General features: G+C 55.2%; 17 protein-coding genes, 1 tRNA gene and 2 pseudogenes. 5 read left to right on the top strand and 15 right to left on the bottom strand.

The window, feature by feature from the left end; genetic code table 11:
- Positions 1-101: 101 nt before the first annotated feature.
- Positions 102-815, bottom strand: a complete 714-nt coding sequence (locus tag PSQ90_RS04230; protein ID WP_282212191.1) for a hypothetical protein — start codon at positions 813-815, stop codon at positions 102-104.
- Between the two features lie 81 nt (positions 816-896).
- Here PSQ90_RS04230 and PSQ90_RS04235 point away from each other — a divergent pair, with 81 nt between their 5' ends.
- Positions 897-2042, top strand: a complete 1146-nt coding sequence (locus PSQ90_RS04235) for a TraM recognition domain-containing protein (RefSeq protein ID WP_282212192.1) — start codon at positions 897-899, stop codon at positions 2040-2042.
- On the opposite strand, the gene PSQ90_RS04240 is transcribed toward PSQ90_RS04235, so the two are convergent.
- From PSQ90_RS04240 to PSQ90_RS04265, 6 genes are all read right to left on the bottom strand, one after another.
- A complete protein-coding gene (locus PSQ90_RS04240) occupies positions 2027-2788 on the bottom strand; it encodes an abortive infection family protein (protein WP_282212981.1) in 762 nt (253 codons plus the stop codon). The genes PSQ90_RS04235 and PSQ90_RS04240 overlap by 16 nt on opposite strands.
- 8 nt (positions 2789-2796) lie before the next feature.
- On the bottom strand, positions 2797-3201 hold the full coding sequence (locus tag PSQ90_RS04245) for a hypothetical protein (RefSeq protein ID WP_282212193.1): 405 nt from the start codon (positions 3199-3201) through the stop codon (positions 2797-2799).
- A complete protein-coding gene (locus PSQ90_RS04250) occupies positions 3198-4559 on the bottom strand; it encodes an ATP-dependent nuclease (RefSeq protein WP_282212194.1) in 1362 nt (453 codons plus the stop codon). The genes PSQ90_RS04245 and PSQ90_RS04250 overlap by 4 nt, the downstream gene beginning before the upstream one ends.
- A complete protein-coding gene (locus PSQ90_RS04255; protein ID WP_328517524.1) occupies positions 4474-4791 on the bottom strand; it encodes an AAA family ATPase in 318 nt (105 codons plus the stop codon). Before PSQ90_RS04255 ends, PSQ90_RS04250 begins: the two co-directional genes overlap by 86 nt.
- A gap of 142 nt (positions 4792-4933) precedes the next feature.
- The gene (locus tag PSQ90_RS04260; protein ID WP_282212195.1) at positions 4934-5521 is read right to left on the bottom strand and encodes a hypothetical protein; all 588 of its coding nucleotides are present in this window, start codon (positions 5519-5521) and stop codon (positions 4934-4936) included.
- A 14-nt stretch (positions 5522-5535) separates the two neighbouring features.
- Positions 5536-6369 carry a Cthe_2314 family HEPN domain-containing protein gene (locus PSQ90_RS04265; RefSeq protein WP_282212196.1) on the bottom strand — a complete coding sequence of 278 codons (834 nt, stop codon included), beginning with the start codon at positions 6367-6369 and terminating at the stop codon, positions 5536-5538.
- 91 nt (positions 6370-6460) lie between these two features.
- Between PSQ90_RS04265 and PSQ90_RS04270 the strand changes: the two genes are divergently transcribed.
- Positions 6461-7756: a hypothetical protein gene (locus tag PSQ90_RS04270; RefSeq protein WP_282212197.1), complete on the top strand. Its 1296-nt coding sequence runs from the start codon at positions 6461-6463 to the stop codon at positions 7754-7756.
- Positions 7757-8139: 383 nt separating this feature from the next.
- On the opposite strand, the gene PSQ90_RS04275 is transcribed toward PSQ90_RS04270, so the two are convergent.
- Positions 8140-9126, bottom strand: a complete 987-nt coding sequence (locus tag PSQ90_RS04275) for a trypsin-like peptidase domain-containing protein (RefSeq protein WP_282212198.1) — start codon at positions 9124-9126, stop codon at positions 8140-8142.
- Between the two features lie 363 nt (positions 9127-9489).
- Between PSQ90_RS04275 and PSQ90_RS04280 the strand changes: the two genes are divergently transcribed.
- The 3 genes and pseudogenes from PSQ90_RS04280 to PSQ90_RS04290 all read left to right on the top strand — a co-directional run.
- On the top strand, positions 9490-9732 hold the full coding sequence (locus PSQ90_RS04280) for a hypothetical protein (RefSeq protein WP_282212199.1): 243 nt from the start codon (positions 9490-9492) through the stop codon (positions 9730-9732).
- Positions 9733-10058: 326 nt separating this feature from the next.
- Positions 10059-10394: a hypothetical protein gene (locus PSQ90_RS04285; protein ID WP_282212200.1), complete on the top strand. Its 336-nt coding sequence runs from the start codon at positions 10059-10061 to the stop codon at positions 10392-10394.
- Positions 10391-11392 (top strand): annotated as a pseudogene (locus PSQ90_RS04290) (recombinase family protein); the annotation flags it as partial. The gene PSQ90_RS04285 and the pseudogene PSQ90_RS04290, both read left to right, overlap by 4 nt.
- Before the next feature lie 24 nt (positions 11393-11416).
- Here the strand turns inward: PSQ90_RS04290 and PSQ90_RS04295 are convergent.
- The 7 genes and pseudogenes from PSQ90_RS04295 to hisD all read right to left on the bottom strand — a co-directional run bounded on the left by PSQ90_RS04295 (position 11417) and on the right by hisD (position 15368).
- Positions 11417-11758, bottom strand: a complete 342-nt coding sequence (locus PSQ90_RS04295) for a hypothetical protein (protein WP_282212201.1) — start codon at positions 11756-11758, stop codon at positions 11417-11419.
- Between the two features lie 145 nt (positions 11759-11903).
- Positions 11904-11979: transfer RNA gene (locus tag PSQ90_RS04300), tRNA-Phe, on the bottom strand.
- Between the two features lie 130 nt (positions 11980-12109).
- A complete protein-coding gene (gene yacG / locus PSQ90_RS04305) occupies positions 12110-12319 on the bottom strand; it encodes a DNA gyrase inhibitor YacG (RefSeq protein WP_282212202.1) in 210 nt (69 codons plus the stop codon).
- Between the two features lie 5 nt (positions 12320-12324).
- The gene (locus PSQ90_RS04310) at positions 12325-12963 is read right to left on the bottom strand and encodes a Maf family nucleotide pyrophosphatase (protein ID WP_282212203.1); all 639 of its coding nucleotides are present in this window, start codon (positions 12961-12963) and stop codon (positions 12325-12327) included.
- Between the two features lie 146 nt (positions 12964-13109).
- Positions 13110-13610, bottom strand: a complete 501-nt coding sequence (locus tag PSQ90_RS04315) for an arsenate reductase ArsC (protein WP_282212983.1) — start codon at positions 13608-13610, stop codon at positions 13110-13112.
- Positions 13596-14069, bottom strand: a pseudogene (locus PSQ90_RS04320) (UPF0262 family protein); the annotation flags it as partial. The gene PSQ90_RS04315 and the pseudogene PSQ90_RS04320, both read right to left, overlap by 15 nt.
- Positions 14070-14075: 6 nt before the next feature.
- Positions 14076-15368 (bottom strand): histidinol dehydrogenase, encoded by a 1293-nt coding sequence (gene hisD / locus PSQ90_RS04325; RefSeq protein WP_282212204.1) that lies wholly within the window; start codon positions 15366-15368, stop codon positions 14076-14078.
- Between the last annotated feature and the right edge of the window lie 12 nt (positions 15369-15380).

A 15380-nucleotide genomic window follows, 5' to 3' on the forward strand; every position in this document is an offset into this window, starting at 1 on the left:
CCGTTTTTGCTTTCATCACGTTCGTCCTAACGATCCTCTGCCTATTTGCAATCTGGAAGCCGGTGCGGCTTGGCAAGTGGACCTTAGAGAGTGAGGCTGCCTTAAACTTCATATTTCGTGGCGTTATCGGCTCCTGGCTCATCCCCGCCTTCGTGTTCTTCTGCGATGTGGTTTTTAACCTCGGCATTGCCTGGACATACCTGCCGCATATGATGGGTGTCGGCTATGTGCTGGGCTCCCTGGGTTGGGAATTGCTCACGGCGGATTCCAACCCCCAGCCACAGCCTGAAGTCCTCCCGCCAGCTCAGCAAGTCACCTATCAACCAGGCAATTCGCAAACCTCCCTTGGCACCGCCAAGAGCCTGAACAGTTCGGATATGCGAGCTGGGATGATGAAGAGGAATTCCGCAAATGAGCTTCGGAAAGCTCATGGAGGTGTACCAATTTTTCTGGATGTTCGAATCCCATGCACAGCAACGCCTTGCATGGCGGGACGCAGAAGAAATGCGCATCGCCAGGGTACGGGCGGAGGCGCAAGCCTCTGCCCAGCTCCACGCCATGCTGGACGCCAACCCCAGCGGGTCGCTGGGGTCTTCGCGTCTCAATGACGAAGACATTCTCATTCGCTCGGGGCTACTATGAACGCGCTCACCACTACCTATCTCCATATCCGGCGCGGCATTGAGCTGGGCTTCTATCGCGGCCAACCGCTTATCTATGACGGGACAGAGCCAGTCGCCATTGATGCCCAGGCAGGCAAAGGCAAATTCACGCGCTTTCTTGGCGTCAACATTGTCTCGCCGCGAACCGCGCACCTGACCAAAATCCTGACCGACCCAAAAGACGCGGAGCTGGCATGGTCGACTTGGAAGACATTGGAGTGCCAAGGCTACCGCGTGCTGTTCATCAATCCTGGCCGTCTCTATGGCTATCCATCCGAAACCTTCAACTTCAACACGCGGCTCCTGGAAGTGGCGGCACGGCCTGAGCTGCGCACGATTGTCGGTGAAGCCGCCTATGATGCTGCAAGCTACTTGGTGCCTGTCGATCCGAACCCTGGACATCGTTGGATTGGCCAAGGCACGCGCACGGCATTCGCGACCTACAACGAAATTACTGCGTTGTTTCCGTCTGAGCGCTGGTCTTGCACGCCTGGCGGCTTGTGGGACTTCTTCGGGCGAAGCCGCGAAGAAATCTATGATGACCTTATGGTCTGGGCCAGTGATCGCCGTATGCAAAATCAATCAGGCATGTGCAGGCAGATTGCCAGCCTCACGGAATCCCGAGACCAGTGGAATGCTTATGGCTCGGTGATCGTGGAAAGATTGCGGGGTTTTCAGCCTGGATCGGCGGCGCGCATGGCCACGGACCGCAACTCGTTCGATCCGGCGGATATGAAGCATGAGCGCACGGCGCTCTTCATCATCGGCTCGGCGCGCAGTGAGACCAGTCGCACATTCGTAGGCGCGATGACGGCGGCGGTGATTGAAAGGTTTGCCGATGCGCACGGGCCTTTGCGCGCGCTGGTCGTCGGTGAGGAATGGGGACAGCTATACGTCTCGAACTTCCACGAAATCCTGACGCTCTATCGCCAGGGCGGCATCAATTTTCTGGGCGTATTCCAGAACGCTGCCGCCCAGATTGAAAGTCGATACGGCAAGGAAACGGCGCGCATTTGGAAGAAGGCCGTGGCGCACACGCTCTATCGCGGCCTGCCTGACACCGACACGCTGAAGGATATCGAGCATCGCTCTGGCAAGACCTCGGTCATGGTGCGCGGGTTCAACGTCAACATGAACCTGGTAAACGGCTCTGGAGACAACCTTTCGGAGCAATCGCGGCCGTTGCTCCAAGTGGAAGACATCCGCGCCGCGACTGGTGGAGAGTTCGCGCTATTGGAATCGCGCGACCATGGGTTTTTCGAAGTAGAAGTGCTAGATTTCTGGCAGCGTTCGGAACTCAGCGGCATGCTTCGCAATGTAAGGTTGAAGCCAGAAAAGTATGCGCACCTTACCCTATCGAGCGATCAGGGTTTTGACTGACGATCAATGTAGGTTTCGACCAAAAAGACCGCGATAGCGCCGGCTGTATTAACAGCCAGGCTCGCGTGCCTAGGCGATGGTTTAACGGGCAACGCACCGCCGCGCCCGTGGGAATCTGAGAGGCGGTTACGAAGCGTACCGATGCCGTTCACTAGGTTCATAGCACCGCCCAATATTGCCTTGATCGGCTCCTCGGTGTGCTGGCTCGGGGCGAGGGTCAAAGCCTGGGCTGCGCTCGAATACAGCTTGGGTAAATCGTCCTTATCGGAATACGGCACACTTGTTTCATCAAGGATGCGCTTAGTCACTGTTTCTAGCAAAGTCCTTGCGACAGTGATGGCTCCTTCGGGGTCTGTGTTTCGCCGGGCCAAGGCTTTCGCCCAAACGGCATGAACACCATCGGCATCGAAGCGTTCCAAGATATCTGTGGCGTCTTTGTCTGCCGGGGCGTTATTGCGTCCCTCTAGATGGTCCACCAACGGAGTAAAGGCAGCGCTGATGATCTGTCTGCGGCCAGCGTAGTTGTCCGCTTCTTGCTTGATGTGGGGCCAGAACGAATTGAGGTTGCGATAAGTCCGCACAAACGAGGGCAAAAGATCGCGGATCACCGGATCGTTCATGAATTCTCTGCGCAGGTGCTCATAGATATGATTGTCGGGGGAACCGCCAGTCGCGGACGCAACGAGGATACCTTCCATCATGGCGACCTGCTCCAACGCGCTGCTTGGAATATCATCAAAATCCATCAGTGCCACTACGCCGTGCCTGTTTGGGCCTGGGCGGGGGCCAATGAAACCCCAAGGACGACCTTGGCAATGCGCTCGAGATCGGCGCGCGGCTCTAGCGGAATCTGGTCCCAAAAATCATCTGCGGATACGAGCGCGATTAGTGCCCCCATATCCTTGCTCTTATGACCTTCGGGAAGGTAGTTTTCCAGCGCCCCTCTCCCCAGAATGAACATATCGTCCGCCTCTTTTGCGGCAATGAAGGCATCGAGGATAGCTTGGTCGGCGACGTCTAGGTTGGGGCGCAAACGCACGCGGTGCGATTTGATGTATGCCCACAGATCCTGTGCGTCTTTCCAGTCTCCTGAGGACATAGCCTCCTCAATGCGCTCAACAAGAGCCGCGCCATCAAGACTTTTAACGTTGGCGATCACGTCCTCTTTGATTTCATCGACATTGAGGACGAACAGGTTTTTACCTCGCCGCTGCCCACCTGCTCGATATAATCCAGGTCGGCGATCATGACCCACTTAACGTGGCATGCCTCGAGCAATTTCTGGTATGCCGCGAACATCCCCTTACCTCCAACGCTGACAACCTCAAGGGAAGGTATCCCCTGAATGCCGTTCTGCTTGGCTACGATCTCCAGCACCTTCTCGAAAACAATCCGGTCCGAAAGCCCTTCCACAAGGATCACCTTGTCGGTGAAAAATACGCGTTCGTTGTTCTGAGTATTGACGACATTGAATAGGTGCTTAGCGTTTGGCAGGGCCGTCGAGTTCAGCCGGACAATATCGCTCTTTTGGTTTTCAGAGAAAACACGGGACACATATTGAATCGACGCCGGAGAAATAAAGGTCGGTGAATGGGTCGCCAATACGAACTGGTTCCCGGTGGTTTTCGAGAGCTTCTCAAAAAGCGCGAATAGCGCGCTCTGCCAGCGTGGGTGCAAATGGAGTTCCGGCTCATCCACGATGATGAGGGCGTTTCTAACGTTCAGGGCATAGATAGCGAAAAGGTAAGTAAGCAATTCCCGCTCGCCCGAAGATGCCGCGCCTACAAGGAAGGACGACCCTTGCTTGGTGAGCCGCACGTCGTATGTGTTACTCAATGGATCGACCGTGACCAATTCCCAGCTATAATTCAGGTCTTTCAAATCACGGGATAGAGCGATCAGGTTCTCGTCCTCGTAGAAAATATCTTTGACCTCGATGTTCGATTGCTCTTGCAAAAGCCGGTATTTTTTTGCCAAGCGACCAATTGCAAGCGGGATCACGTTAGACCCTGATCTTGACGACGCAGCGTCTGCGGAACGTTTCTGATCAAAGTCATTGTAACCGGACAGACCGATCGATGAGCTGAAACCACTCGATGCGCGGTTCACTGGTAGGTAAACCATTGGCATTCGGAGCGTGCTCATCCCGGCCTCCGCTCTAAAATTATTGTCTGTCTCAAAGACGTGGAGATATCGCAGGAAGTGCTGCGCCCAGGCCTCCGGCGGTTGCACAATCCCACCATTTCTCCAAACTGCTACGACGCGCGCGCCTGGTACGATCGCACCAACATCCCAATCTTCAACTCCCTGCCAAGGGTTGTTGATAAAGCGCCGCTTCTGTGCGGCCAGCACCTTGCCCGCCTCGGCTTGGATCAAGTGCATGTTGTCGATGTCGTCTTGCGTGATCTCAAGCTCAAGCTCGATCACCTGATCAAGGGCCCCGCCTGCACTTGTTCTTCTCAAAAAAGAGTTGATTGAGCTGATCGTTGTATTCCTCCTGCCAGCGATCCGGTTCATCAGCGGTCGGTGAATGACGATAGTAGGGCGAATTAAATATGTAACGCCGAAGCATAATGACGAGCGTGTCGAGTAAGTTTGTTTTACCGCCGCCGTTCGGTCCGATGAGAATAGAAATCTGACCATCGAAGGAAATCTCTCGCCGGTCTAAAAAACTACGAACATTCTCAATTGCTAATCTTCGGATTTGCATAGGTGGCCTCTGCTTTCTCAGCCCAACAATATTGAACATCAATGAACGATTTCAATGCTTGTTTGGTGGTCATCCCCGTGAATGTTTGGCATTCTGTCAGCCTGAACGCCTGCCTCACCGCGACAAGGTCATACGGGAAGACCTTGTGGAAGGTGTTCCAATCTGAGTCCACTTCTCAATGTCACTCATTTTGGTCTAAATCTGTCTTATCTTCCACGTCCAAATCCTTAAAAGCATCGGGATTGAACGCCAAAACACCTTCAGTCAGCACTTCTATTTGCATAAGTCCTGCGCGCCCCAGGATATGCATCATCTTTCGCGAGCCCCTAATAAAAACAATCTCCAGAGCGCCGAGACTTCTGCAAAGCCTGTCAACATCTCTCTCGCTCATGTCTCCAGGCCAATTTCCAGTGTGGAAGAAGCGGTGAATGAAGCGATCCCGCTTCGATTTAAGCCAACGGAGGTAGCTAAGATCACTGGGTGTGATGCTATGTTTGGCCAGCAGTGAAATGAGAGTGCCAAGTGTTGAGTCCTGCAATTGCTTCTGTTTAAGCAGAAGCTGCTCCCAATTCGAAATATCTTGGCGCAGCACCGTATTCACCTTCAACCGGTCACACATTAGCATGGCCGAAATAACGGAATCCTCCAGCAATGCGCAGGCCACGAAGGTCGATCCGATCTGGTAGCAGTATCGCGTCCTCACCAAATCCAGGTCTGAAAGGTGTGCAATCTGGCGCCGCAGTGTCGAAGGTGAGAGATCATACTTCATGTTTACGTGCGGCCTTAGTCCCGACTTCTAGCATTCAGCCCATGTGTCGCGGCACAAATTCGGGGCCCGAATCTGCTCTCGAATTCGATTTCGAGAATATCGTAAAACTGGTCTAAGCGTTTCACGATGGATTTCGTTGAGACATTGAACTCGCGTTGAAGCTCGACCAGACCCTCTTTAAATGAGCGGCTGACGTTGATGCTCCTGCCGTGTTTATTCTTGCCTCTTAGTCCGTTGCCCCATTGCTCGAAGCGCGCTGCCATTTGGAAGGTCTGGCTGTCTTCGGTGAACCCGCGCTCCTCTCCATGATGAAACCGAGCGTTACGCTCGGTGCGGAGATTGCCCTGATCGGCTAGCATCTCTTCAAGAATCGAAAGGGCGGCTGGAGATACCCCTTTCTTTTTGAGTTGGTCGAACGAGCACTTTCGTGGCTCAAGCTCACACTCATATACGTTGTTTGCTAAGATCAGGGCGCAATCCACCACTGAGGTGTAGCGCATCAGAAAGACGTCCGCAGCAATCGTCAGCCATTCATACCGAGACACAGCGAAATCTTTGAAGCTTTCGGGAAGCCGCTCCGGCCAGATCAGTCCGCCTGCCAGGTTAAGAGACTCCACACGCCTCGTTAGACCCTTCAGGGCGTAGTTCACCTCAAGAGCATACTTGACGTCTGGGTACTGTGCCATTTCCTCAAAGCTATCGAAGTTTAAAGCTACGATGCTAAGATCGTATACCCGGCCGATGAAGTCATGGTTGTCCGATGGAAGGACATACCTCACCAGGGGTTTCGTGCGCGCCCGTTTACCCTTAGCGGGCTTGCTTTGAGCAGGATCAAGTGAATCAGGCATTAGCTCTTGTAGCTAAACGTGCAAATATCTGCAATATATGAAGATACTAACCAATAACGCACTAATATAACGCCATCATTTTGGGGGGTATATGATTATTAAGTCCGTAAATATTGTCGATCTTGTTGTAAATCGCGCAAATGACCGTCATGGAGAGCTCGAGAACGAGACGGCTGCCATCGCCTGGCTATTCAACGAGCGTGAAACGCACATGCGCAATCTCACGAAGGACATCGTTGATAAGGGCGAAATTTACGAGATGCCCCTCGTTACTCCGGAAGGCACAAAGTTTGTCGTTTTCGATGGCAATCGGCGGGTAACCTGCCTGAAGCTATTGGCAAATCCTCGAAAAGCGCCAAACACGGAGCTGCAAGAGTTTTTCACCGAACAGGGTGCGCGTTGGAAAGGTGAATTTCCGGTCGCCGTCCAATGTCAGGTTGAGGCAAACCGGGAGCGCATCGACGAGATACTTTTCCGTCGCCACACAGGTACGCAAAGCGGCGTCGGCCAATCTACGTGGGACGACCGCATGAAGGCCACGTTTGTGGAACGCACGGGACAAAGCAGCGGTATCAGCGTTGCTGATGAAATTGAAAGGCGGCTGAAGGAAGCAGACATGCTTCCGGGCGCCAAGAAGATACCTCGATCGACAATGAATCGCCTTCTGTCGGCGGAGCCTTTCCGGAACAGGCTCGGCTTCAGCGTTACGAAGGGGCGCTTTGAATTCACCCATGACGAAAATGTCGCATTGGTAGCGATGGCTCGTGTGGCGAATGATCTCGCCAACAAGAAACTTGTCCTAGGCGATATCTGGGACGTGGACGGAAAGCGCAAATATCTCGACAGCCTTGAGCATGATGGCGTTTTGCCCAACGCAACGCATACTCTCTCGGGACGGCCAGTAAGCGCATCCCCCTTAGTCGCGAAGCCCGCTGCTGTTGCGAGACAAGCTAAGCGTAATACGCTTATCCCACAAACTGAGTACGGCTTGGTATGGCCCGGCCGTTTGCAGCGCCACCACCATATCTGGGAAGAGCTTCAATTTCGTTTGCAGCTGACTGAGCACCCCAATGCCATTTCGGTTCTGTTCCGAGTGCTGCTCGAGCTTTCCATCGAGAATTACATCGTGCAGGCGGGTGTGCCGGTAAATGACGGCGACAAACTAGCCGCGCGGCTGATCAAGGTGGGTAAGCATCTTCAGACGGCAGGCAAGATTGATTCCAAGCAGCTAGGCGTGCTGACGAAGTTTCAGCAGTCGGACCAGCTCGTCTCTGCTGACACCTTGAACCGCTATGTGCATTCACCGAATTTCGCCCCGTCACCGGAGCATCTGGCGTCGATGTGGGACAGTCTGGCGAACGTCATCTGCCTCTGCCTTCAAGCCTAGTTCCAAGGGCCGCGCCTTTGGTCGTTTTCAGGGGCGAAACCCTGATGCGAGATTTCCAAAAGGCAGCACATGCTTTTTGGTCGCGATCCAGCGGTGAAACGCTGGCAGCATCCAATCGGTGGACGGTTGGTCGAAGGTCGGCAGGAGAGCGAGGTCTCCTGTCTTGTGGTCCAGCGGCAATGACGTTGGTCTGGGTGGGTCTTGGGAGGGGCAGGAACGCCCCACCTCAAGCGTGATAAAACGGCGACGTTTCTATGGTGAGGACGACGCTCAATGCCGAGGATGCACCAAGCTTGGGGGATGCAACGGGGCGCGCAGCGGTCCCCTTGCCAAGATTGCGGTACTACACCGCACATCTTGCACTCAGCCGAAACGCAACAGCCCTAATCCCGGAGCATGAAGTCACCCGACGCCAGGTCCACCGTTGCTCGCCTGACGGTTTTCGCCGCTCCTGTTGCAACAAGAGGGACGAGGTCATTTTCAGTAAGTGACACTTCTAGGATCGCATCATTGGAACCTAGCGCCAGGAATGCCTGGACCCAGCCAGGGTTGAGAGGATCGAGGCGTCCAAATGTATTCCGCCCTGCATCCCAACCCGCAAACAACGCTGCTGTGCCAATGTTTTCACCCGGTATGCCCGTACTAACCACGCCTATGACAACCCCTGCTTGATTGAAGACGGGGCCGCCGCTCATACCACCCGGCCAGTTTGCCTCTACCCTGGCGAGCGGCCAGGGTCTTCCCGAGGAAATGTCTGGCTTTTGAACGTCTACTACGATCGCATCGGATCTATAGAGACGTTGTTCCAAAGGACGATCGTCCCCATTACCTTGCTTATCCACATCAAGATCAGCATAGCCAAATGCGGTAATTTTGTCTCCCTGTCTGGGTATTGAGCCTGTGAGATCGAGCGGCAAATATTTAGCCTCTAAAGCCCTTACCGCATTCCCTCGTGGGCATAAGACAGCAGCTAACTCGGAAAAATTGCGAATCTTCGGTGATACGAATGGCTTCTCATCCAACGACAAACAACTAAAGATGCCGGTAATCGGGCGCCAAAAGGCCGGGATGATTGGTAACGTTCCGTAGCCAATTGGAGGCGTTTCTAACGCTGCGATTTTTGGTGTCGGTTTTAGGGCGATTTGTCCGCCATGCAATGTCAGTAATTCTTCGATGACGTGAAAGGCAGTTGCACAGCCATCCCAAGGATCAACTCGGAACAGAGTACCATGCCCAAGTACGCGTTCCATCGGAATGTTTGGGTCAACCGAAAAAATAGGGTGTATCAGCGACGTGAGTTCTGGATTTTGGACGAGGCTAAGGCCTCTGTCGTCAACTTTTCCGTCTGATTTCGGAATTACTATTTTCATGATTTAACAATACACGCCTCATGGTTCCGCAGTCTATATAAATGACAAAAGATGCTTATGTTGCACGACGGACAACAGCAGAAGTCAGTTTCGTGCCTTTGCATAATTTACGCGTTTTTTCTCGCGTTCTACGGCTTGTCGAGCAATTAGCTCTGCCGCTAGCTCTAGGTTTGATGGTCGGTCCCCGACTGGCCCACAGTAGGTTATTAGCTCCCAGAGGCATTCGCCCATGAATGTCCAGGTCTCCATGGCGTCGATGCTCAGCAAGTCGACGTGGTGCATACGCCATCTCGTCTCAGCCAAATGTGCCAAGCGCGATGTTTCAGAACCCTTCAAGCCGCGCATCTCAGATACTCGGAGCTGATGAAGGGCAAAAACTTGGAGACGGTACGCTACCAGGTCTGGTGGATGTTCGGTTGGGTCGGGTTTCTCATCATGAAGCGGAAAGAGGCCTACTTCGACGAAGAATGTGCGAAGTTTCGAAAAGATCGCGCGCACCGTATTGGTGCTGAGCCCGAGCTCGCCAGCAGACATGTATGCTGGCTTATCAAGCACAAAGCATCGCACCAGCACTTCGAAGCTCTTGCCGTCGATCTTCGATCCTAGATACCGGGGGTTTTTCAAGCGCCTCGGAGGACGTCGCAAAATGGCGTTTCCGTAGTGGAAGTTTGAGGCCTTGCAGACTGGTTGTGTTGATCGCAATCTGCTGCGTTTGATCATTCCGCCTATCGTAACAACCAATTGTTAAAGCAATAAAAACATCGACTTACAGAGAAAATGGCTGCTGTGGCGCGCCTCACGCTGTAATACCACTCCACAAATAATAGGAATTTATTCTTGAGTTTGGAACAATGTTCCTGTATTGTTCACCCTTATCGAATTGAATTTCTGGGACAACAATAACCGGAAGGAGCAAGCAGGGAGACGGAACTGTGAAAATAACAAGCTTAAATACACAAGATACTGCTCCGGCTGATCTCGCCGTATCCGAGTCCCTAGCTCGCTACCTGAGCTTCATTGCTCATCTAGACATGCCACTGTCTGCCAAGATCGAGATGGTTTCGGCCATGCGCCAGATCATGGCAAGCTTCGTCGATAGCGCCCACGGCGATGATCCGATCCAGCATGTGCATGAAATGCACGCGAGAGATGAAAAGCGGATTCCGCCCGTGGTATCTTCGGGCAACACACCCCCAGACACCAAAGCCGGCCTCTCCAGCGCGTTCGCTTCGCCTGCCAGTGGCAAGCGAAGAAAGGAGCGCCCATGACATCCCTCAAGCCCAGTAACGCAGTGATTTACTGCCGCGTGTCGAGCGTGAAGCAAACCAAAGAAGGCGACGGTCTCGCCAGCCAGGAAACGCGCTGCCGTGAGTTCGCGCAGTATCGCGGCTACGACGTTGCGGAAGTCTTCCGCGACGACGTATCGGGAAGCCTTAAAGAGCGTCCTGGCATGCGCCTGATGCTCACCTTCCTGAAGAAACAGAAGAAGGAGCAGCATGTCGTCATCATCGACGACATATCGCGACTAGCCAGAGGCGTCGAAGCGCATATCGAATTGCGCGCCGCCATCACGCTGGCAGGCGGTGTTTTGGAATCGCCATCCGTTGAGTTTGGCGAAGATGCAGACAGCGAGCTTCGCGAATATCTTCTGGCCACCGTGGCGCAGCATCAGCGGCGTAAGAATGCGGAGCAAACAAAGAACCGCATGCGCGCTCGCGCAATGAATGGATATTGGGTGGCTCGGCCTCCCATCGGCTACCGCATGGAGCGCCAACCTGGGCATGGGAAGTTTCTCGTGCGCGATGAACCGTTCGCGACCATCGTTGCCGATGCCCTGGAAGGATACGCCTCGGGGCGCTTCGAGACCATCGTTGAGGTAAAGCGCTTCTTGGAAGCGCAGCCCGCTTGGCCGAAAGACAAGCATGGTGAGATTCACCAAGAGCGCATCAACGAGCTGTTCGCACGTCCTGTCTACGCGGCGCACATGACACATGAGCAATGGGGGCTGCACCTTATTCCAGCGAAGCATGAGCCGCTGGTCTCTTTGGAGACATGGCTCGCCGTGCAGGAGCGTCATAGCGGAATGGCGAAGGCTCCAGTGCGTAAGGACTTCCGCGACGACTTTCCTTTGCGCGGCTTTGTCACTTGCGGCTGCTGCGGAGAGCCGCTGACGGCCTGTTGGTCGAAAGGGCGTAGTGCATCCTATCCGTACTACCTTTGCGACACGCGCGGCTGCGCCATGGCGCGCAAGTCGATTCGCAAGGAAATGATCGAGGGTGACTTCGATAAGCTACTCGGCGAGCTGCGCCCAGCCGAAGGGCTCTTCAATCTTGCCTCTCAAATGTTCCGCGACTTGTGGGACGCGAAGGCCAAGAGCGTTCAAGGTCAGACCGCACACTTGCGCCAGGAACTGGGGACAGTGGCCCGCAAGGTCGATCAGCTGCTTGAGCGCATCGTCGATGCCACTAGCGATTCCGTCGTGCACGCTTACGAGCGCAAGATCAAAGAACTGGAAGCACAGAAGGCCGTTCTGGCCGACAACATTGCAAATTCCGGTAAGCCCATCCGGGGCTTTAGCGAAACTTATCGAACCGCCTTCGACTTCCTCGCAAACCCCCAGAAACTCTGGCACTCGCCGCGTGTCGAAGATCGTCGGACAGTGCTGAAACTAGTGTTTGCGGAGAAGTTGCCATACGTGCGCGGTGAAGGTTATCGAACCGCGAAAATATCAACACCATTCAAGATGTTAGGAGACATTACAATGTCAGAAAAAGTAATGGTGCCCGGGACCGGAATCGAACCAGTGACACGCGGATTTTCAATCCGCTGCTCTACCAACTGAGCTACCCGGGCAGAGGGCGGAAGAACCGGCCCTGCGAAACGCTTGGGCCTTATAGGAGATCGAATTTGTTGGTGCAAGCGGGAAAGCGGGTGTGGATGAGGAGATTACCGCAAAAATCTTGATGGGGGATATTTTGGCGGCTCAGATGTTGTCGTCTTCGTTGTAGCCAAGCTCGCCATCGGCATCATCCTCGGTCGGTTCATCGTCGCGCGCGGGGATGACGTAGGCCCCGGTCAGCCAGCGATTAAGGTCAACATCGGCACAGCGGGCCGAGCAGAAGGGGCGAAACTTTTCAACGGACGGCTTCTGGCAGATCGGACAGGGTTTGCTGGCCCTTTCTGGTTCGCTCATGATTTTCACACCCCTGTCAGGCTCGATTGATTGAGCCAGTTGAAATGCACCGGATAGCCATCGCCCGCCAGCAAGGCGACGGTTTCGTGCAGGGGCAGACCAACAACGGCACTGTAGGAGCCGGTCAATTTAACCACAAAGGCCCCAGCGATGCCTTGAATGGCATAACCGCCGGCCTTGTCGCGCCATTCGGCACTGGCCAGATAGGCTTCCATCTCACGCGTCGACAGGCGCTTGAAACGGATGCGGGTTTCGACCAGACGGTGCCGCTTGCGGCCCGATGGGGTCAAAACGGTCAGCCCGGTGAAAACACGATGGGAACGACCCGACAAAAGGTTTAGGCAAAAGGAGGCCTCTTCCATGGTTTCGGCTTTGGGCAGAATCCGGCGGCCTACCGCAACGACGGTATCGGCGGCCAGCACCAGAGCATTGGCGCCAATTCCGGCCTGACGCGCCTTGTGCTGGGCGGTCAACGCCTTGAGATCAGACAGGCGGGAGGCCAATTTGCGCGGCAGTTCGCCCTTTTCGGGCGTCTCATCGACGTGGGCGGGCAACAAGTGCTCTGGATCAATACCAATCTGATTCAACAGGGCGAGACGGCGCGGCGATGCGGAAGCCAAGATCAGTTCGGGGCGGCTAGCCATTAAATGCGCTCTCTGGTTGCAGGCGAAAATCTGGTTTTGAATAGATCATGCAGGCCCTTGTCACAAAGACTTTCTGATTTTTTGCCAATGGGAAGGCCAGTCTAAGGGCAAATGATGTCGCGAACATACGGTGGCCGTCCATTCGATCAGGCCGTCGAGGCGGAAATGGCGACCAAGGCTTCAAGCCGCGCCCTTACGCGCTGGCGCAAATCGTTACGCAAGCTGCGGTAGGCTTCGAGCACTGTGGCGCGATTGCCTTCAACCAGCGATGGATCCTCGATGTTCCAATGTTCGATGGCGCCGGTTTCAAGACCCCGCCGTTGCACGGCTTCGGGCGCATCGGGGGACAGGGTTATGACCAGATCAAAATGATTGGCGACCAGTTCGGCCATGGTGTGAGGGGTGTGCACTGACATGTCGATGCCGATTTCTTCCATGACCTCGTGGACAAACCGGTCGGCCTTGCCGCCATTGACGCCAACCGAACGGGCAATGATGCGACCGGGAAACAATTGACGCGCCAAGGCGGCGGCCATGGGAGAGCGCACCGAATTCATCGAGCAGACAAACAGAACGGTGGGCAGTTCGCTTTTACTTTCGTCGATCCGGGCAGCATAGGGCTGGACCGCGCAGATCAGGGTGAACAGACGCCGGGCGGTATTGAGATCAATATGGAGCTTGTTGGTTAGCCGCGTGCGCAGCAGTTCGGCGGCCTCATTGTGCAGACCGCGCCGCGCCATATCGACGGTTTCAATCTGATAGGGCTGGGCTGACCGAATGGCTTCGTAATAGCTGTCGCGGATGCGGAAATAATCGCGGATCAGACGGCGAAACGGGGTCAACGACAGATAGTGGGCGGCGATGGGACGGAAATCGTGCGGATCGCGGACGTCGAGCACGATGTAATTGCCAATGATGGACAGGTGCAGCGCAAAGGGGCCGGTGGCGTCAACCCGGGCCGGAGAAAATTTATTGTCTTCGAGCAGATCATAAATGGCGATGCGCCATTCATGCACCACGTCTGGATCAATGGACGTGATGGTGGACGGATCAAGCGTTACCGTGATCAGGCGGTCGGTATCGGGTTGGAATATCGCCTCCCCCATCAGCAGCTACCGATTGAGCCGGATGGAGATGGAGCGGCCATGCCCATCCAACTGTTCGGTCTGGGCAATGGTAACCGCCGCATCGGCAAGCGCCGCCAAGGAACCCGGATCGCAGCCCAACACAGAGGTGCGCTTGACGAAGTCGAGGACGCCGAGGCCTGAAGCAAAGCGGGCCGACCTCGCCGTGGGCAACACGTGATTGGAGCCGCCAACATAATCGCCAATGGCCTCGGGCGTGTGGTGCCCGAGAAAAATCGCGCCAGCGTGCCGAATGTCGCCCATCAGCGCCTTGGGATCATCGATGGCGAGTTCAACATGTTCAGAAGCGATGCGATTGGCCAGTTTCACTGCAATTGCAAGGGTTGGCACGGTGATGATGGCGCCAAAATCGTCCCAGCCCTCCCGCGCTATGGTCTGGCGCGGCAGCAGGGCAATCTGGCGGTCCATTTCGGCGAGCACCGCGTCGGCCAAGGGCGCGTGGGTTGTGATCAAGATGGACTGCGCCCCGCCGCCATGTTCGGCCTGGGCGATAAGATCAGCGGCAACCCAGGCGGGGTTGGCGGATTGGTCGGCGATGACCAGCACTTCTGAGGGTCCGGCGATCATATCAATGCCGACGGTGCCAAAAACCTGACGTTTTGCAGCGGCAACAAAAGCGTTGCCCGGGCCGACAATCTTGTCAACGCGGGCAATGCTATTGGTGCCAAAAGCAAGCGCGGCAACGGCCTGCGCGCCCCCGATGCGATATATCTCGCTGACTCCGGCAATCTGGGCGGCGGCCAGAATGGAGGGGCTGATGTCGCCATTGGGCGTCGGCACGACCATGGCAATGCGTTCGACCCCGGCCACTTTGGCCGGTATCGCATTCATCAGGACCGAGGATGGGTAAGAGGCAAGTCCGCCCGGCACATAGATGCCGACGGCCTCGACCGCGCTCCAGCGCGTTCCCAGAGTAACCCCCAAATCATCCTGATAGATATGATCGACCGGCTTTTGTTTTTCGTGGTGGGCGCGGATGCGGTCATGGGCAAACTGAAGTGCGGCGCGCACTTTCGGATCGGTCCTGGCCGCCGCCGTTTCGATTTGCTCGGGGGTGAAGCGGAGCGTATCCGGGCTGACGCCAGCTGAATCGAATTTATTGGTGAGGTCGGCCACCGCCTGATCACCGTGCGATTTGACGTCGGCAATGATGGTTGTAACGATGTCGCCCACTTCTTGTGAGCTTTCGCGCTTGGACCCCAGAAGGGCCAGAAACTGCTGTTCGAAATCGGGCTGGGATGCGTCAAGACGAATGGGCACGAGTAACCTCTA

The sequence above is a fragment of the Devosia rhodophyticola genome (genome assembly GCF_028816475.1).
Classification (GTDB): domain Bacteria; phylum Pseudomonadota; class Alphaproteobacteria; order Rhizobiales; family Devosiaceae; genus Devosia; species Devosia rhodophyticola.